15 protein-coding genes and 1 pseudogene are annotated in these 18,628 nt (G+C 69.1%); 7 read left to right on the forward strand and 9 right to left on the reverse strand.

Annotated features, from left to right (window positions below; all coding sequences use genetic code 11):
• Nucleotides 1-416: 416 nt before the first annotated feature.
• From OG776_RS05840 to OG776_RS05850, 3 genes and pseudogenes are all read right to left on the reverse strand, one after another.
• On the reverse strand, nt 417-1,592 hold the full coding sequence (locus OG776_RS05840; RefSeq protein WP_329319335.1) for a PP2C family protein-serine/threonine phosphatase: 1,176 nt from the start codon (nt 1,590-1,592) through the stop codon (nt 417-419).
• A gap of 664 nt (nt 1,593-2,256) precedes the next feature.
• A pseudogene (locus OG776_RS05845) lies at nt 2,257-2,681 on the reverse strand (transposase); the annotation flags it as partial.
• Between the two features lie 557 nt (nt 2,682-3,238).
• Nucleotides 3,239-3,439, reverse strand: a complete 201-nt coding sequence (locus OG776_RS05850; protein ID WP_329319337.1) for a hypothetical protein — start codon at nt 3,437-3,439, stop codon at nt 3,239-3,241.
• 165 nt (nt 3,440-3,604) lie between these two features.
• Here OG776_RS05850 and OG776_RS05855 point away from each other — a divergent pair, with 165 nt between their 5' ends.
• Nucleotides 3,605-6,295: an alpha-L-rhamnosidase-related protein gene (locus OG776_RS05855; protein ID WP_329326373.1), complete on the forward strand. Its 2,691-nt coding sequence runs from the start codon at nt 3,605-3,607 to the stop codon at nt 6,293-6,295.
• A 299-nt stretch (nt 6,296-6,594) separates the two neighbouring features.
• On the opposite strand, the gene OG776_RS05860 is transcribed toward OG776_RS05855, so the two are convergent.
• On the reverse strand, nt 6,595-7,215 hold the full coding sequence (locus OG776_RS05860) for a TetR/AcrR family transcriptional regulator (RefSeq protein WP_148014516.1): 621 nt from the start codon (nt 7,213-7,215) through the stop codon (nt 6,595-6,597).
• A 93-nt stretch (nt 7,216-7,308) separates the two neighbouring features.
• On the opposite strand from OG776_RS05860, the gene OG776_RS05865 reads away from it, so the two are divergent.
• Nucleotides 7,309-8,478: an alpha/beta hydrolase family protein gene (locus OG776_RS05865; protein WP_148014517.1), complete on the forward strand. Its 1,170-nt coding sequence runs from the start codon at nt 7,309-7,311 to the stop codon at nt 8,476-8,478.
• Between the two features lie 630 nt (nt 8,479-9,108).
• Here OG776_RS05865 and OG776_RS05870 read toward each other — a convergent pair.
• The 3 genes from OG776_RS05870 to OG776_RS05880 form a co-directional block, all read right to left on the reverse strand.
• Nucleotides 9,109-9,954, reverse strand: a complete 846-nt coding sequence (locus tag OG776_RS05870) for a transglycosylase family protein (RefSeq protein ID WP_315986964.1) — start codon at nt 9,952-9,954, stop codon at nt 9,109-9,111.
• A 401-nt stretch (nt 9,955-10,355) separates the two neighbouring features.
• The gene (locus OG776_RS05875) at nt 10,356-10,682 is read right to left on the reverse strand and encodes a hypothetical protein (protein ID WP_148014519.1); all 327 of its coding nucleotides are present in this window, start codon (nt 10,680-10,682) and stop codon (nt 10,356-10,358) included.
• Between the two features lie 160 nt (nt 10,683-10,842).
• On the reverse strand, nt 10,843-11,223 hold the full coding sequence (locus OG776_RS05880) for a hypothetical protein (RefSeq protein ID WP_148014520.1): 381 nt from the start codon (nt 11,221-11,223) through the stop codon (nt 10,843-10,845).
• Between the two features lie 1,043 nt (nt 11,224-12,266).
• On the opposite strand from OG776_RS05880, the gene OG776_RS05885 reads away from it, so the two are divergent.
• A complete protein-coding gene (locus OG776_RS05885; protein WP_148014521.1) occupies nt 12,267-12,854 on the forward strand; it encodes a hypothetical protein in 588 nt (195 codons plus the stop codon).
• Between the two features lie 347 nt (nt 12,855-13,201).
• A complete protein-coding gene (locus OG776_RS05890) occupies nt 13,202-14,377 on the forward strand; it encodes a restriction endonuclease (protein ID WP_329319345.1) in 1,176 nt (391 codons plus the stop codon).
• Between the two features lie 1,086 nt (nt 14,378-15,463).
• Here the strand turns inward: OG776_RS05890 and OG776_RS05895 are convergent.
• Together OG776_RS05895 and OG776_RS05900 are read right to left on the reverse strand one after the other, a co-directional pair.
• Nucleotides 15,464-16,207, reverse strand: a complete 744-nt coding sequence (locus tag OG776_RS05895) for an alpha/beta hydrolase (protein ID WP_148014522.1) — start codon at nt 16,205-16,207, stop codon at nt 15,464-15,466.
• 195 nt (nt 16,208-16,402) lie between these two features.
• Nucleotides 16,403-16,768, reverse strand: coding sequence for a hypothetical protein (locus tag OG776_RS05900; protein WP_148014523.1), 366 nt, complete (start codon nt 16,766-16,768; stop codon nt 16,403-16,405).
• A 160-nt stretch (nt 16,769-16,928) separates the two neighbouring features.
• Between OG776_RS05900 and OG776_RS05905 the strand changes: the two genes are divergently transcribed.
• From OG776_RS05905 to OG776_RS05915, 3 genes are all read left to right on the forward strand, one after another.
• Complete coding sequence (locus OG776_RS05905) at nt 16,929-17,279, forward strand: hypothetical protein (protein WP_148014524.1); 351 nt, start codon at nt 16,929-16,931, stop codon at nt 17,277-17,279.
• Nucleotides 17,276-18,145, forward strand: coding sequence for a hypothetical protein (locus tag OG776_RS05910; RefSeq protein ID WP_148014525.1), 870 nt, complete (start codon nt 17,276-17,278; stop codon nt 18,143-18,145). Before OG776_RS05905 ends, OG776_RS05910 begins: the two co-directional genes overlap by 4 nt.
• Before the next feature lie 86 nt (nt 18,146-18,231).
• Entirely contained in the window at nt 18,232-18,618 is a 387-nt protein-coding gene (locus OG776_RS05915) for a roadblock/LC7 domain-containing protein (RefSeq protein WP_329319349.1), read from the forward strand.
• The last annotated feature ends 10 nt before the right edge of the window (nt 18,619-18,628 follow it).

An 18,628-nucleotide genomic window follows, 5' to 3' on the forward strand; every position in this document is an offset into this window, starting at 1 on the left:
TCGCCTCGCCCGGATCGGGAATCCTCGCGGTCGCCGTGCACCGCACTGACGCCGGACGCACCATCACGCCCACCTGCGCTCATTTCCCGAGACGCTCCATCCCAGTCTCCGCCCTTCCTCTCGCTCTCCCCTTCGTTAGCCTTCAAGGATGCGCTGAACCTCTGAGCCGCCGACCCGCTCGGATGCGTTCGGCACCGCGGTTCGGGCCGCACTCCAGCAGATCGAGCGGGCGGGCCACAGCCGAGGAGCCGGCCGCGGGCCGCCTCGCTGTCCGGATCGGAACCGTCCTCCTGAACTCTGCCAGCCTCTGCTATCCGTCATCTGTCCAGCGCGGGATCATGGTGATACCGAAGAGGCACGAGACCAGGGGGAGCCAGCGGCGGCCCGGCGGGTTGCGCCCAAGGAAGCCACTCTGCTCACGGCTGTTCCTTCGCGCGGCCTGCCGAGGCCTGCTGGGTGTCCGCGCCGGAGCTGACGCGCCGTTGGGTCACCTGAGGGCCGTGCCAGTCCAGGCACATGACGGTGGCATCGTCGTCGAGCCGACCCTCTGCAGCCTCCCGGACCGCGGATGTCAGCATCAACGCCGTCTCCCGTGGATGCAGCCCCCGAGTGCGCTCCAGCAGGGCGGGAACGTCGACCCTCTCCCCATGCCGTTCGACCATGCCGTCGGTGAACATGAGCAGACGGTCGCCAGGGCGCAGGTCGATCTCCTGAACACGGTAGGGAAGGGTGGCGAACTCGGACAGTCCGAAGGGGTGATCCACTTCGCAGGTGATCACCTCCACAGCTCCCTCGCGCATGCGCAGTGGCCAGGGGTGTCCGGCGTTGACGAGATGGGCCCGGCCGGTGTGGAGATCGATGCGCAGCAGTTGCCCAGTGGCGTGTCCGTGGTCGTGTTGGACGAGTGCCTGGTCGGCGCGGTGGGCTTGTTCGGCCAGGCCTGCTCCTGCACGACGGGCGCCGCGCAGGGCGCTGACCAGGACCGTGGCAGCGAGTGCGGCATTGAGGTTGTGACCCATCGGATCGGTCACCGACACGTGCAGTGTGTCCCGGTCCAGGGTGTAGTCGAAAGTGTCGCCGCTGAGGTCTTCGGAGGGCTCCAGGCTGCCGCACAGCGTGAACTGCGCGGCCTCGCACGACAGCGACGAAGGAAGCAGCTGATACTGGATCTCCGCTGCCAGGGTGGGTGGTCTGGAGCGTTTGCCCCAGGTGTAGAAGTCGGTGAAACGCCCGTTGGCGATCACGATGTAGGCCAGGACATGGGCCGCCTCCCGGACCTCGTCGAGGACGTCCTCGCCGGGATCGTCCGGCACGAGCAGTTCCAGCAGCCCGATCGCGTCCCCCCGGTTGGTGACCGGCACGATCACCCGCTGACTCTGTCCGGCCGCCTCCCGGTACAACCGCTGCGTACGGATCACCTCCTCGTAGACACTGCCGAACAAAGGAATCCGCTCCACCCCCCGCCCCTCCTCCGCAGGGGCGGTCGACAGCCGCGCCACCGCCCTCCCCGTCAGGTCCACGATGAGGAAACAGACCTTCGTGGCCTCGAAACGCCGCCGTAGGTCCTCCGCGATCACATCAACCGCGTCCACCGGCGCCGCCGTCTCCGCGGCCGTCAGCAACCGGGGAAGCCCACTCGGCCCACCACTCACGACCACAGTCCCACCCGTCCCGCCTGGCATCCCGAGAATCGCCGCACCGCGCGCCGGTACGCGAAAAGCAACCATAAGTGATGATAGAAGCGCTATGCGGCCAGAGAGGCGGGTTTGTTCCCCGCATCCGCACACAGACACGGCCCTCACGAATGGTCCCGTCAGGAACCCGACGACGCGCCGACCATCTCCGCCTACGGCTGAGCGGCGACCCGAGACGCCCTCACGCCTCCCTCAACCGCAACGTGACTCAAATGGCTTCGAGCGACCCGGCAGGCGGATAGACCTGCGGGGCCTGAGGACCGCAACCCGCCACCCCAGCAGAGAAGGTCAGAGGGTCCGGCGTTATGCCACACAAGTGCCTCATATTGACATAACGGCAGATTGAATATGTGCCACTGACAGGTCGCCGGGACGGAGTCGAGATGACCACCGAGACCGGCGACAGCGGTACATCGAAGTCGGGCGCGCCGAGATCGCGTACGTCGAGGCGGGGCAGGGCGATCCGATCGTCTTTCTCCACGGCAACCCGACCTCCTCATACCTGTGGCGCAACGTCATGCCGCACCTCACTCCGCTCGGCCGCTGTCTGGCTCCTGACCTGCTTGCGGTCCACGATGAGGTGGATTTTCGAGCCCTTCTTGCCAGGGTCGCTCGAATTCGGTCCTGTCAGCTGCTCCTCTTGAGAGCCCGGACTCTGACGGAGTCGATCGCGCACCGGGACCAGTCGAGCTCGCCCCGGGCGCCGAGTTCGTCCAGGACCAGACGGTGGAGCTTGGCCGACACCATGACCTCGGTCCACTCGGTGAACCGCCGGAAAGCAGTGACCCCCGACAGCCCGAACCCCGGCGGGAGTTGGTTCCACGAGCAGCCCGAGGTGGCCACGAACACGATCGCGGCCAGCACCTCACGGTCCCCTCGCCGACGGTGCCCTCCACCCTGCGGACGAACCGGTGCCGGCGGCACCACCCGCTGGAACGACGTCCACAGCTCTTCCGGCGCCACTCGCTCGACAGGCACAGCAGTCATCACCCCAGACTGCCGCGAGATCACGCCATCTGAAATGTCATATTCGCGGACCCGTCAAGCGTGAGGCACCAGATGCCCCGACCGTGCACCAACGCAGGCGTGTCCACCGCGGAGCGAGCTGCCCACACCGCGGAGCGCGCACCTCTCTCCCGGCCAGTTGCCCGACCCGGCCGTGTGACCCTGGCGCCCGGCGGCATGGACGGGTCACGGACGGAATGCGGTTCGCGGGGTGCCGGCATGCCTCATCGGCCACGGCGAGGCCGCAGCCTCCGCGCCGTCAGGAACACCAACGCACCGCCTGCCACCGGCAGGACGGCGGTGGCCGCCCTCGGCAGGACCCTGTCCGCGCCCGTGGCGGCGAGCCCGCCTCCAGTCGTCGCCCCGCTGCTGGTTCACGCCCCGGAGCCGGACGGGCTGGACGTCGGCGAGCCGGTGCCCCGCACCGCGACCGCCGAGCGTTCGCCACGGCGTCGTCGGGTACCTGGGGTTCTCCACCGCTCGCACGCTACCGCTCGCGTCGGGGACGACCGGGTCGGCCCACACCGTGAACTCATGGGTCACGAGTCGCCCGGGCGGAAGTCCCACTGCCGCTGCCCGCGCCGGCCTTGGCCGGTCTGAAGTTTCACTGCGGCCGGGGTCGCCCTGCTCGCGGTGTCGGAGGCGTGGGCGATGGTGGTGGTGACGGCGAGTGGGGCCGCCGCGAACGTGCCATGCCGCGAGGAGCGCATGCGTAGGGCGAATGCCAAGTTGTGCGCCATGGGTTGACGCGCTCATGGCTACTGCATACCTTGCCTTCTGCGGAAGGGAATTGAAACGTTTCAAACAAGTTCGGGCCGTCATCGCCACCCCTGGCCTGCGCGTTCTTCGGTGATCGCCGCTGACCTGAGAGCCGTCAAAGCAGCACTCGCACCCTCGGAGTTCCTATGATCATTTCCGGCAGAAGGCGTCCGTCACGCACACGCAGGTGGGCCGGCGCGACATTCACTCTGGGCCTTGCCCTCATCGTGGCCATGCTCACCCAGCCTGTGGCCGTGTCCGCCACGGGACACGCCACACAGACCGAAACACCCCGGACCTCGAGTGACTGGCGGCAGTATGTCCAGGCCCCGAAGCGCTCCGACGTCTGCCCCGTTTCCGTGGTCAGCACGACAGGGTCGGTTGAAGGCGCCCGGAACCTTTTGTGCGGCGGCACCGGCAGCACGACACTGACCTACACCGTCGGCGGAGAAGCGCCCACCATTCTTCTCGACTACGGCCAAGAGACGGGCGGCCAGCCCTACTTCACCGTCTCCACCAAGTCCGGGTCCCCCACTCTGAAGGCCGCGTACAGCGAGGGCCTGGAGTACATGAGCCCGTCCGGTGACGGGGCCGCACCCTGGGCGGACGGTGACAGTTCACGGTTCGACACCTACCAGGTCTCCGGTCCGGGCACGATCACCAACCGCGCCGCGCAAGGAGGCGAGCGGTACGAGCAGATAACGCTCTCCGACCCGGGTCGGGTCACGCTCAGCAAGGTCGGAATCAAGTACATCGCCGACCGTACTCAGGCGAGCGGATACCAGGGTCACTTCCTGTCGAGTTCGGACGAGCTGAACAAGATCTGGTACGCCGGTGCCTACACCTTGCAGACCGATCTCGTCCCGGCCAACTCGCTTCCCGGGAGCTGGTCGATCCAGGACGGTGTTTTGAGTGCCGGCGGTTCGAGGGTGAATGACGGAGCCGGCGTCCTGAATCGCGGCTCGTCCTGGAGCGACTACACGACGACCTTCCGGACCAGGATTCTCCACAACCAGGCCGGGTGGATGGTACGCGCGCAGAACTCGCAGAACGGCTACCTGTTCATCCTCGATGACAGCACTGACACAGGCGGCGCCCCGAACACCCTGCAGAAACTCGACGTCCACGACGGCGCCTACACGAACCTCGGGTCCGTGGCTCTGCCGTCGCCCCTGACCGAGGGCACCTGGCATACCGTGGCCACCACGGTGTCCGGAACCAGCATCACAATCCTGCTGGACGGCCAGCCGATCGATCATGTCGACACCTCGTCGCTGCCTTCCGACGCAGTGGCCTATCCGACCGGAACCATCGGCTTTCGTGAATTCGGCGACGAAGAGGCGTCCTTCAAGGACCTCACCGTCGTCAGCAGTCAAGGCAAGGCGCTCTACAGCAATCCGCTGACCGCGTCCGCCTCCCTCGCCGCCTTCACTCCGCCGGGATCCAATGCGGTGGCATCGGTTCTCGACGGCGCCCGGCGCGATCGCGCGATCTGGAGCGGCGACATCCTGGTGGAGGGCCTCACCGACTACTACTCCGTGAACAATCCGGAGTACATCAAACAGTCGCTGGACCTGCTCGGCAGCCGGCAGCTTTCCAGCGGATTCGTACCCGGCGCTCTCCACCCGGCAAGCGTGACGCACCTCGGCCCGCTCACCCCGGGCGAGACGGCCAGCTACTCCGCCACGTATTCCATGTACTTCGTTGCGGATCTGGCAAGTTACTACCTCCACACCGGCGACAAGGAATTCGTCACCAAGGAATGGCCCGTCGTCAAGCGTGAACTCGCATGGAACGCGACCAGGGTGGACGGGAACGGCCTGTTCTCGACCCGCGCCGGGGTCGACGGAGCGGACTGGGACTTCTACGACGGCGACAAGGGCGGCGAGGTCTCGGCCTACAACATCCTCTACTACAAGGCGCTGTTGGACGGTGCGGCACTGGCCACAGCGGCCGGAGACGCCTCACAAGCCGCTGCCTACCGGGCCGACGCCGAAGCGCTGCGGAAGCGGATCAACGAGCGTCTCTACGACCCGACGAGCGGCCTCTACAAGATCAGCGACACCCGGTCCGGAGTCGCGCAGGACGCCAACGCACTGGCGGTCCTGTACGGAGTTGCCCCGGCCGCGAAGCAGGCGGAGATCCTGTCCAAGCTCAAGTCGTCGCTGTGGAGCACCCCTTACGGACCGCTTCCCTTCTCCTCCGACGCCGGCAACAGGGAACTGGTCAGCCCCTTCATCAGCGGGTTCGAACTCCAGGCGCGTCTGGCTACCGGGGATACCGCCAACGCACAAGAGCTCCTGCACAACGTGTGGGGTCATATGATCGCTCCCGGCCCGAATCAGACCGGGACCATGTGGGAGAACATCTCCGGCCACGATGGCACACCCGGCCTCGGGTCGGGAGCGAGCCTGTCCCACGGTTGGTCCACGGCCCCGACGTCCGCCCTGTCCAGCTACGTCCTGGGCGTACGTCCGGACACGGCGGGCTACAGCACCTGGACGGTGCAGCCCCACCCCGGAGACCTCACCTGGACCCGCGGAAGTGTTCCCACCCCGCACGGAGACCTCAGCGTCAACTGGACCGCGAACAGGGACAAGAACCAGTTCAGCCTGACCGTCAACGCCCCCAAGGGGACCACCGGCACCATCGCCGTCCCGGTGTCCGGCCGGACCGGCACCGTGAGGGTCAACGGTCAGCTGATCTGGCGCCACGGGTCCTTCGCCGCGGCGGCGGGAGTCACCCAAGGACATTTTGCATCGGGCTATGTCTATCTGAAGGTGAACCGCCATGGCACCTTCAAGGTGACCTCGCACCAGGGTTCGTCTTCAAGCTGATCTCGCCCTGAGCAGGAATGACACGAGACTGACCGCCGCCTCGTAGGAGATGGCGGTCAGTCGTGTCTGGTGGTGATGCCGCGGAAACCCTAGCCTCGATGGGCTTGGCGGCCGGCCATGTCCCAGCGGCTTCCGGCGTCCAGGTCCCCCGGCCCTTGGTACGGGCACCACGAGGCTCCTTGACTGGCGTTTGTCCCGGGCGGTTGCCCGTGCTGCGCCGCGGCCCGGCGCTGAGTCCGGTGACGGTCAATTCCGCTCGTAAACGCCGCTTGCGGGCCCGTCGCCCACCCTCCCCGTGATCAGGGCCGTCGGACGGCCGCCTTCAGTGCCGCGAGTGTCGCGGTGGTCAGTGTCTCCAGGTAGTCGTTGTCACCGTGCTCGTCCAGGATCACCATGCGGAAGGCGAGCGGCGCGATAAGGAGATCGGTGGCGAGTTCCACGTCCAACGTGGGAGGTAGTTCGCCCTGATCGATCGCGACCTGCAGAATCGCAAGTGCCGCGAGCCGCCGTGGCGCGGCCACTTCCGTGTGCAGCATCTGTGCGAGGGTGCTGTCCCGGCGGGACTCCGCAAGCAGTTCAGCCCCGATCAGGGCGAGCAGTGGGTTGGCCAGCTGGCTGCGGTAGGAGGCGAGGAGCGCACGCAGATCGGCGTGCAGGTCACCGGTGGCCGGTATGCAGGGTAGCGAGTCGGCGACTCTGCCGCGGACCAGATCCATGATCATCTCCGGCTTGGAGGCCCAGCGCCGGTAGAGCGCGGCCTTGCCCACCCCGGCACGCCGGGCCACCGCCTCCATCGACAACCGTGCGTAACCGGCCTCCGCGAGTTCGGCGAAGGCCGCCTCCGTGATCGCCTCGGTCACCCGCTCCCGCAGGACCGCCCCACCGGTCGCCGCCCGGCCCTTCTTCTGCTGCCCTGTCATGCCCCCGAGCATATCGAACGGAACGGTACCGTTCCGCATGTTATATTGGAACGGAACGGTCTCGTTCCGTTCCAAACATCGAAGGGAGCCGTGATGAAGTTTCTCTACGACGACGAGTCCTTCTCCTTCGAGGCCCTGCGGGCTGCGGGCTATGCCGCCTACGGCGGCGCCGACCTGGGCGAGGTCCTGGTCACCTGCCGGGAGATCCCCGAGGGCGACGAGGAAGCCTGGTCGGCCAGATGGAGTGCGACCGCCTCGCGCGTCGAGCACATCGGCCGGGACGCGCTGACCGCAGGCCACAGGATCAGCGCGCGCGAGGCGCTGCTGCGCGCATCCAACTACTACCGGTGTGCCGACTTCTACCGCCGCGAGAACCCTGCCGCCGACACCGAGTCCGCGCGGCTGGCCAAGGCCTCGCAGCAGGCGTTCGCCGATGCGGCCGCCTTGCTCGACACCCCGGCCCGCGCCGTGCGCATTCCGTACGAGGACACCACGCTGCCCGGCTACCTGTTCTTCGTCGACGACTCAGGTGCCTCCCGTCCGACCGTGGTCCACCACGGCGGGTACGACTCCACCCTGGAGGAGAACTACCTGGCCCTGGCCGCAGGCGCCCTGCGGCGGGGTTACAACGTCCTCACCTTCGACGGACCCGGCCAGGGCAGCAATGTCCGGGAGCAAGGCCTGCACTTCCGGCCCGACTGGGAAGCCGTGGTCACCCCGGCCGTCGACTTCGCGCTCACCGTGTCCGAACTCGACGCCAATAAGCTCGTTCTGATCGGCACGAGTCTCGGGGGGTACCTGGCCGCCAGAGCGGCCGCCTTCGAACACCGCATCGCGGCGTGTGTGCTGCACGACGGTGTCTACGACTTCCACGAAGTCGTCGCGGAGCTGGCCGACCGCGCCGCTGAGACGCCCGGCGGCATCGAAGAGATGATGGCGCGGGACACCCAGGTGCGCTGGGTGGTGCGCAATGGCGAGTGGACCCTGGGCTTCTCCGGCCTCGAGGAGATGGTCGAGGCCGTCGAGGGTTACACCATGGCCGGCATCGCCGACCGGATCACCTGCCCGACCCTCGTCCTCGACGCTGAGAATGACCAGTTCTTCAAGGGCCAGCCACAGCGCCTGTTCGACGAGATGACCTGCCAGAAGGAACTGATCCTCTTCCGCGAGGACGAAGGCGCAGGCGAACACTGCCACGAAGGCGCCATTTCCCTCTTCCACCAGCGCACCTTCGACTGGCTCGACACCCAGCTCGCGCCCTGACGACGCACGGCGGCAGTGCATTCTCGAAAGCCCTGCCCCCCGACTGCCGGCCATGATCCAGCATCTCGGGCCCTCCGGAACGTCGTCGTGCACCGCATCGACGAGACGGGGTGACGGCGGTGCGTGCGGCCACCCCCGGTGAAACCTTCACCGACCGCCCTTCCATCCTGACAGGAGGCGGGCGTATCGGCCCTCGCCCACTCCAGAGACCCTTCGCGCCCGGCGTGTTCACCACCGGGACCATACTGCCGCCGGCTTCTCCCCAGAGTCGGCCGACCTGGTGATCAACGGCGACTGCGTCCACCGTCCCGCTCAGTTCGCCTACCCGGCTCCGACACCTGCATCGACCCTCGCCAGTCGGAAGTCTGACGCCGAACTCTGCTCGGCTCACTCGCTGACACAGATTCCCTCGTCCTGGGTACCCACTTCGCACTGCCCACAGCCGGCCAGGCGTCGCTCACGAGGGCGCGTACCGGCTCTCGCCCGCCCCGGCCGGCCCTGCCATCGAGTAGCCGGCGTCCGTGCCGCATAGCCTTGTCCCTGGCTCTTGGCGAACGTCTCCCTCTGTTCACCGCGGTCCTGCCCGACAGTGACGGTGTCCTGCGGGCGCGGTGACGAACCGAACTTCTCCTACTGTTGGGCCATTTCGGCCGTGTCTGCGATACTCCGACCCGGAATGAGGAGGCCGAAACCAGTGTCGACCGAGCCCGTGTCCACCTGGGGCAGGTCACCCCATCCACTTCCGAAGCCAAAGGCATCGTTCCCTCTGACCTGTGCGACGTACTGGTCGTCGGAGGCGTCAGCCTCGGGGCTCGCGGCATGACGCCCGGTGGAGTTGCCGGTCCGACTGTCGGCCGTACCCTCCACCACGCTCCCACCGCGGTGTCGCCCGACCCCAGAACTCGGCGATTCGGAGGGCGTCGAAGTGGCCTTCTCCTGACCCGACTTGGGTGACTCGTTGTCGGTCGCTGTGCCCGAGCCGTCGGAGCCCTGCGAACCGCTGGACGTGCCGGAACTCCCGGCTGCGTCGGACGAGTCGCTCGAGCCGGACGAATCAGGAGATGCGCTGGGCGAGGTCGCCAGGCCGGACGGGATGTACGGATCGGAGTCGCCGCCGGCGCTCGACGAGTCGCCGGCCAGGCCCGTATCGACACTGACCCCGCCGGAGTCCTTGGTGAGCCCCGAGAGCGGCCCGCACGCCGGCCAGGCCGCGAGGCCCTTGTCGGCGAGCACCTTCTCGGCGACGGCTATTTGCTGCGAGCGGCTGGCCTGGTCGGCCGTCGGAGCGTATTCAAGGCCGCCGTGCGCCTCCCAGTTGTCCTGGTCGAGCTGGAGGCCGCCGTAGTACCCATTGCCTTCGTTGGCGCTCCAGGCGCCACCGCTCTCGCACTGTGCCACCCGGTCCCAGGTGGTCCCGTCGGCCGCGTTCGCGCTTGCGGCGGCGAGCAGCGGGATGACGATCGCCGATCCGGTCACTCCTGCGGCGACGATGAGAGCCGGAGCCTGGCGAGGGCGACGGTGACGGCCGTTCCCGGAGAGCATTCAGGAGCCTTTCGAGCGACAGCAGGGAGCACCGCGGCTCCTGCCGAGTGAGTGCGCAGGTGCCGTGCTGATGGGTGAAGGTAGTCACACACGAACGCTGGTTACAAGTCGATGCAGTACCGATCACGCGAAGATCACAGACCTGACGGAGCGTCACCTCGCTGTCGTCCCAAGGGCGCCCTTCCGGTACACGGAATCACCGCTTCGGCGCGACCGCCGAAGGGTCACCAATGCGCCGATCGTGCCCCGTTTGACCGGGGCGAACTCCACTGGAAGTGGACGTACTCCATACATTATTGGCCCTGCATACTAGCTCAAATCAGCCGATTTCCGGGCTACTTGAGGGCCGGGAAGGCAGCTGAAGAGCGCACCGAGCACAGTTCGCCCCTCCAGCCGGTGAGCGGCACGCCCAGGCGCCGACGGACGCTGCGGCGGTAGCCCGAGTGCCGAAGATCACGTCGCGCGAGATCGAGCGCGTCGCGCCGCTCGAAGGGCTCGGGGTCGCGGTCCGCAGCGCGAGGATCACGATCACGGGGGCCGATCACGCGCCACGGGCGGATGTCGATGATCGTGGCGGGATGCAGCCAGTCCGGTCCGACGGTGGCGTACGTGATGCTGCGGCACCCCCCGGTGTTGAGCGTGTCCGCCGTTGAGTCACGCATCACCAGGTCCGGAGCGGGCGGGACCGTCTTGTCACGAGGGCGCCGGTGTCCGGGCCGTGCACTGCGGCCGGCAGCCGACGAGGACGGCGGATCGTCAGGACGCGGGGGCGCTTCCTGCCGGCCGACAGGAAGCACCCCCGGGTCAGGGCCTGTTGGCCGGTCAGGGTGTGGCGCAGATGGCGTACACGCTGATGCCGACGGTGGAGTAGCCGTCCTGGCGGCCCAGCGCGATCCAGCCGGTGCCGTCCGGGGTGGGGAAGCTGCCGACCAGGACCGCCCCGTTGCCCTGGGCCTCGGCGCCGCCCCCGATGACCTTCTTGCCCGCCGGGCAGTACACCGTGCGGCGCTGGAAGTTGGGCACGCCGGCGTTGGGGAGCTGGACGATCTGATAGCCGTCCACGGCCGCGGCCCGTGCCGGCGCCTGGGCCGCAACGGCCTGACCGGTGGCGGTTTCGCTGGTGGTCGCCTGGGCGGCCCAGCCGAGTCCCGACACCAGGGCCAGTGCCAGAGCGCCCGCGCCGATCGCCTGCTTGCCTCGCATACGCATGTCCTCTCGTTCCGTGAGCTCCGGCGAAGCGGAGCCTCTCGGTTGGCTACGGTCACGGCGGCGAACAGCCAGCAAAAGCGATAACCGCCCAAACTCCACGATGGGTTGAACACAGGGCATAGGGGGCGATAACCGCCGGTGGGTGCCACCCACACGCGCGGCCACCTCGGTCGCGCCGCCGGGATGCACGACGCCGCACACCTTTGGGAGCGGAGTGGGAGCACGTGGAACATGGCGCTCCCTGCGGGCGCCGCAGGCTCAGGCGCACCTGCGGGAAGATCGTCGGCCACCTCTGGACTTCACCCCCGCCAGCCGGCCGAGGCGGTTCGATGCCGACGCCTCTGGCGCAGTAGGCCCCGGTGCGGCAGTGGGACCCGATGGCGACCGGCAAAGCCCGTTCACCACAGTGTCCGGCTCCCCAGAGGCAACGTCAGACCACGTTGCGGCCGTGCCCGAGGCGCCAGGGACCGTACGCCGCCCCCATCCGGTCCGGCCGGCCCGCAGAATTACGAAGCACTACGGGCCAGCGCGACCGCGGCCCCCGCGGAGCACGTCGGGACTGTCTCTGCGGACGCGTGGGGCAGATCCGGCTTGCGTCGGTTTCATCGCCTCCGTGGTGTCATCCTCGCGGAGGCGGGGAGCAGCCCCTCTCGGGGGCCCGGCCGCTCCCGTGCATGGTGGGATCGCTCCTACCAGTCTTCGCTGCTGCCGCCGTCGCGGTACGTACCTGTGCGGAGAAAGCTGCGGGGCTCTCCCCATGCCTCCCAACCGGTCCGACAAAGCCTGCCCAGCGTGGGGTATGTGTCGGCTCTTCGCCGCCACGAAACTGCGGACAGAGCCTTGAAGGCGGCCACTTCCTGAACGAGGATCCCCCGACCGGCGCGATGGATCTCCCCGCCTGGAAAGGCCGTCGGACGGGCGTGAGGCGCACTACTGAAGTGGGCGAATTTCGTTTGCCGTGCGGCGTGGCCGCCTCATACGGTCACTGCGTCCCAGGAGGTGAGGCCGTGACCACGTACGGCACAATCTTGATTCCCGTGCCGCTCGGACAGGCGGCCGCCGTCCTGCGCAAGGTCTGCAAGGCCGGCTATGCCACCCCTGCCGGGCCGGGATTCTGCCTCGCCCATCCGGACCGGTTCGTCGACGGCAATGGTGCCTTCGCGCTCGCCGGGCCGGTCAGTGCCGAGTTGGGCGTGCCGGCGCTGGCTGCCTTCCAGTACGACGGCGACCGACTGGAGTTGGAGGTCTGGCGGGACGGAGTCCGCGCTCACCGGTACGACTCCTGGCCGGACCGTGACGAGGAGAACCCCAACCGGGCACCCGTGGGCGCGGATCCCACTGCCTTCCTGGACTTCGCCACCGGGCCGGTGGACAGCCACCGCTTGGCCTCCGCGCTCGCGGACACCCCGATCGACGCGGAAGACATGGACGTCGACGGCGAGCCGGGGTACGTCTGGGCCCAAGCGCTGCACTGGGACGTGCTGGCTGCTCTCAACCACCCGGACCAGGTGATCCGCCGCGCACAGTGGGACTACTGCCACATGCGCGGCGCACCGCGGACGCTCGCGGAGGTTCTGGACAGCACCGACCTCGTTGCCCTGGGCACGGCCGATCGGCCGTACTGAAGCCTGACCAGCGCTCTGGACGATTCCTCACGAGTCAGCACGGCACGCGGAACCTGCCGGAGGTTTCGTCTCGCGCACTCCACAAGGGGCCGGCCCCAGTCGACAGCACGCCCGGCGCTTCCTGGAACTCCCCACTTCGCTGAACACCGGATCGGGTGATGCGGCGAACGTACCTGGCCGCTCCCGGGGCTCTGTACAGGCCCCGTGTCCGCGACGGGGCATGAACCCCGGCCCGGTGTCGTCTTGCTGTCGGTTCGCTCATCTCGGCTTTTTCGGTGTGCTGTCCGCTGTTAGCCTCCGGACCGGGGAGAAGACGGGTTACGGGCACCATGTCATCGGGGGGACGGATGGCCAGGCTGGCCTGTCCGCTGTGCGGGCAGCAGGTATCGGCGACGCGGCAGGGTCTGGCCCAGCACGAGCGGGCGGGTGGCGGTCGGTGTCTGCCCGAGGAGCGCAGTGAGCTGAAGCCGGGCGCGTTCGGCTGTGCGGCGCTGGCCGTGGGTGCGGTGGCGGGCGTCACCTTCAGTTCCTGGCCGGTGTTCTGGCTGTGTCTGCTCGTCGCGGTGGCCGTCTACGCCGTCAGGGCCAGCACTCCCGCCGCCCGGGTGGCCGTCGCCGACCGGCGCGCGATCGAGGCCGTCCAGCGGGAGTCCGAAACCACGCCCGACCCCGTGGTGGAGCCTGTCGCGCGGGACGTCGGGCAGGAGGCGCGGAGGCTTCTCGAAGAGCTGCCCGCGCTGGGTTCGACGACCGAGGACGCGATCGCGGCGTGCATGGTGCGGCTCGGCCACGCGGACCCGCAGGCCCTGTCCGTGCGGTTCACCAAGCTGGCCCGTGCTCACGTCGCCGCCGACGAGCGGATCCTCGCGCTGGTCGTCGCGGAGGGCTCCACTGCTCGCGGTGTCCCGCTGCTGGCGATCCTCACCGACCGCGCGCTCGTGGTGAAGGAGGGCGGCGTCGCCTACCGGGACGAGGAGCCGCGCCTCGGACCCGGCGGGTACGGGTACCTCGCCTCCGGCCCGCGTCTGTTCTTCTTCAAGGACCACAACGGTCTGGAGGTGGCTGTGGCCGCCCGTGCGCTCGCCGCCTCCTCGCGTTCCTCCTCCCGCTCCAGGAAGGCGGTGTCGGCGGCGCGGCCGCCGGGGCGTCTGATCCGCGAGGCCCGGGACGCCGAGCTGGTGGCCGTGGAGTGGATGCGCTACCTCGGCTTCGAGGACGCGGTGGCCACCCCGGTCGGCGCGGACGGCGGCATCGACGTGACCAGCTCGCGCGCCGTGGCACAGGTCAAGATGGAGGCCAGGCCCACGGGCAGACCCGTCGTGCAACAGCTTCACGGCGTCTGTGTCCACGAGGGCAAGACCGGTGTCTTCTTCTCCCTCGCCGGCTACACCTCGCAGGCCCGCACCTGGGCGGAGACCAGCGGGACCGTGCTGTTCCGCTTCGACTACCAGGGCTCTCCCGAGCCGGTCAACGCGGCCGCCCACGAACTGCTGGCGGCCGCCGACGCCCGCACCCGACGGTGACCCGCGGCTGATCGAACACGATTGCTCCGGGGGCGAGTTGCTGTTCCACGGTGTGCTCTCTTCCGCACGGGCCGTGGCGGAACGATGTCATGCCGCCCTGTCACTACCTTGAGTGTGTCTTCTTGCCCGGGTGTCGTCCTCCACCAAACCGTGGAGCACGCACCACTCCTGGTCCACCGAGTCCGGCGTGCCGGGTTCTGTCCTTTCGCAGTCCGACCGCCGCCAGCGTGTCGCGAGATCGTGGCCGCAGTGCGGTTGCCGGACGCCACCACGTCGGCGTCAACGACGTCCACCGCAAGGTCCCCGACCCAGCCTCGACGCCGAGACAGCGTCGCGAAAGGAACCGCACGTCAATTTGGCTACGTTACAAGGGACTTGAGCTAGGTTGCAGATTGAACGGCTGCCAGGATGCTGCATACTAGCCGGACTCATGTCGTCTGCCCTCTCGGGTGATCGCCCTGCGGCGCTCCATGCGGTAACGCCCCTGACGGGCTCAAATCGCCGCCATGCTGTACCACGCGGCGCCGTCGGCACCGGTCATGGGCGGCACAGCGGTAGAGGCCCGATCCGACAGGCCCGCCGGCGCACGAGAGAAAACAGCAGCAGGACACATGTCACCTCAGGAAAGAGCCATGGCAGACTCGATACCCGGCAGTGAGACTCCGTCCATGGCCGGGTCGCTCCCCACCACAGAGCTGGCAGGCCCGACCAGGGGCGGGCAGAGTCCACGCCCCCTCCCATTCATCCCGTCGCCAGGGGCGGGCAGGATAAAAGCGTCCTCCGGGATGTTCGCTGCGGGTCACCTCACCTCCCGCTACCTTGCCGAGATCCTCCCTGCACACGAATGAACAGAGCCCGCCCGACGTGAGGCCGGTGGGACCGGCCGCTCGCCCGTTCGGTTCGTCCGTGGGACTCCAGCAGGCCTCGAACCCTGCGCGTGGTGAGGCCGCTGCTTTCGTGGCCGTGCACGGATACGGACCGAACGAGGCGCTGACGCCGGGCCGGGGGCATGCGGGTCGTTGCCCCCGCGGACGCTCGTCCTTCGTCATAGTTCACGCACCCGGGTGGCCCGATCCCCCGCGAACGTCACAGCACGCCGGCCCCGCGCGTCGCCAGAGCCGTGGCGAGCAGGCCGCCGGGCGGTCCCGTCGGGGCGCCGGACGTCAGGAGTTCCGCGACCGCCACGGCAGTGGACCGATGCCAGGTGCCGGCCCGGCGGAGCATGGCGTGGCCGCCGGTCTTCACCAGCAGGACCCCGGCGTGCGCACCGGCCTCCCGCGCACGGTCGACGAACGCGACGGAGGCCCGGGGGTCGGTGATCCGGTCCCGGTCGCCGTGGAGCACGAGCACACGGCGGTCCCGCAGTTGGGTCACGGGTTCGCTGTCCGGGCACCACGGGGCGAGCGCCACCACTCCCCCGACCTGTGGTGCGTCGGCGACGCGCAGCGCCGTGCGGCCTCCCATCGAGTGCCCGACGAGGATCACGGGCACCTCGCCGATCAGCCGGGTGAGTTCCGCGAGAGCCCGCCGGGCGTCCTGGACCGGATCGGCCCGGGAACCGTTCCATCCCCGGTGCCGGTAGCGGACCTTGCCGAGGAAGACCCCTCCGTCCGGCACCGCCGCGGCGACGGCTCGGGCGACCGGCCGCATGCGCAGTGCCGCGACGTGCCAGGGCCGTGAAGGCTCCAGGCCGTCGGCCCTGCCTCCGTGCAGGAAGAGCACGGCCGCGCTCGCCGGCCCCCGGGGCCTCAGCGGCACCAGGGCCGGTCGGTCTCCGGCCGGCCGGTGACCCGGCGTGGTCTGGGGAGTCCTGCGCGTACGGCTGTCCATCGCACCTCTTCCTCGGGCCCGGCTCGGTCGTGGGGACGCCGTGTCCCGCCGCCCCCACGTCATCCGTCGCCGCGCGCCGTACGGATTGGTCGCCCCGCGGGACCGCCCGCCGGTCCTGCGGCGGGGGTCCGGGCCGGGTGTGGGGCCTGCCGACGTTCCGTGGGCAGGCGCGAGATGAGGAAGGGGGGCGTGGGATCAGACGTCGAGGTCCGCTTCCAGTCGCTTGAGGTTGTGTCGGGCCAGGGCCAGGTTGCTGCGGCCCCTGTCGAGCGCCAGATACAGGAAGAGGGTGCCGTTCGCGCTGGTCAGCGGCCTGATGAGATGGTACTGCTCACCGAGGGTGATCAGGATGTCCTCGATCGAGTCCGTCATGTTCAGGGAGGCGAGGGTGCGCTGCTTCGCCCGGACGACCTCGGTGTTGCCCGCGGCGGCGAGCTCCAGGTCGAGACCGGGGCCGCCGCCGAGCACTCCGAGGGCCATACCGCTGTCGTAGTCCACCAGTGCGACTCCGAGAGCCCCGTCGATGGCCATGGCTTCCTTGAGAGTGGTCTCGATGTTCACCTGGTTGCCCTCGTTTCCTGGCCTTCGGGGTGTCAGAACCGTCGAAGACGTCGATCTGGGGGAGTTGCGCAAGAGGCCAAGGAACGTCACATTCGTTCACTGGTGCGCTAGTTATCCCTTAAAGTACTGCGCATGGAGCGATCAGTGAAGGGGGGAGCCGATGCCGACGCTCGAAGAAGGACTCAGCGGTCTCCTCGCGGCGCCCGGCGTCACGGGTGCCGCACTCGTGGACGCGGTGACGGGTCTCGTCTACGCGGCGGCCGGTGACACGCACACGGGCGAGGACTCGCACGACCTCGCCGTTCTGGCCGGCGACCGTCTCAACAGGGCGGGTTTCGAAGGTGAAGTGGAGAGCGTGATCGTGTCCACGCAACGGGAACACCAAGTGGTCCTGCGTCTCGGGCGGCAGGGCGACCCCCTGCTGCTGACGGCGACGGTCGACCGCTCCCGTACGAGTGTGGCCTGGGCGCTGCAGGACCTGACCCAGCGCGCCGACGCTCTTCTGACATGACCGATCTGCACACCGGACAGTCGGCCGCTCCCCGCAACGTCTCGTCCCTGCTGAACTCCCTGGGGGAGCAGAAACGTAACTGCACCGTCCTGGTCGCGGGTTCGCCCGGTGGGGCGATCCATCTGCGTGACGGCCTGGTGGTCGCCGTGGAGACGCCGGGTGCGCCCACGGTGGAGGGCCTGCTCCTGCGCTCCGGCCGTGTCACGGAGGAGGCGTGGGCCGCCGTCTGCGCGGCCGACCCCCACCACGAGCGGACGGCCGCGGAACTGGCCGGTCGCGGACTCGTCGGCGCGGGAGAGTTCGAAGTCGTCTGCACCGCGGCGGTGTTCGACGGGGCCTTCGCCCTCTCCCTCACCACGCCGGGAAGTTGGGAGGTGGCGGAGGCCACGCCCGTCGTCCGGTCCGGACGGACCGTCCGGCCCGAGCGGCTGATACGCGAGTCCTCGAACCGTCTCGCCGTGCTCTCCGACGCGCGGGGTTCGGCCGGTGAACGGGCGCGCTCCCGGGTCCGCCGCACCTCGGCCGCCGAGCACGGTACGGAGGGCACGGTCGTTCCGCGCCGTCTCCCGGCGCGCGTGCGGGCGGTCCTGGACGCGGCGGACGGGCGGCGCACCTCCCGCGACATCGCGTTCGCGCTCGGCCGCGGCCTGTATCCCGTCCTGCTCGACCTGAGGCGACTGGAGGACGACGGGCTCGTCGAGCGGGAGATCCGCGTGCCCGTCCCCAGGCGCCCCAGCACCGCGCCGCGTTCGCTGCCCGCGCGCACGCCCTTCCCGGAGACTCCCGCGACGGGCGCGCTTCCCCGGCGTGTCCCCGGCGGCAACTCCCTCCAACCGTCGTCGGAACCTCCGTCGGCAGCACACTGAGCCACGCCTCGTACGACCGTCACTCCGCCCTCGGCCACATGAGGGCGGGCGACGGGTCCTCCATGCAGAAGGAAACAGGTCAAGCCATGAGTGAAGCCACAGCAGACCCGGTCCACGGCGTCCTGGCCGCCCTGCGGGACACCGTGATGGGCGTCACCGAGAGCGTCCTGGCGACGGCGGACGGACTGCTCGTCGCGGCCGACGCCGAGAAGACGCACCCGGAGTCGATGGCGGCCGTCGCCGCGGCGGCCCTCTCGCTGGGACACCGTCTCGCCGAACAGGGCGGCACCGGCGCCCTGCGCGAGATGAGCGCCCGCTGCGGCACCGGGCACGTCATCGTCACGGCGGTCGGCAGTCGCGCGCTGCTCGTCGTCGTGGCCGACGAGGGACTCGATCTCGCAGCGTTCCGCCGCGAGATCCCCGCCGTCGTGGAGGAACTCACCGCGCATCTCGAAGCCGACGTGACCTCCTGACCCCGGGGCC

The organism is Streptomyces sp. NBC_01689 (assembly GCF_036250675.1).
GTDB lineage: Bacteria > Actinomycetota > Actinomycetes > Streptomycetales > Streptomycetaceae > Streptomyces.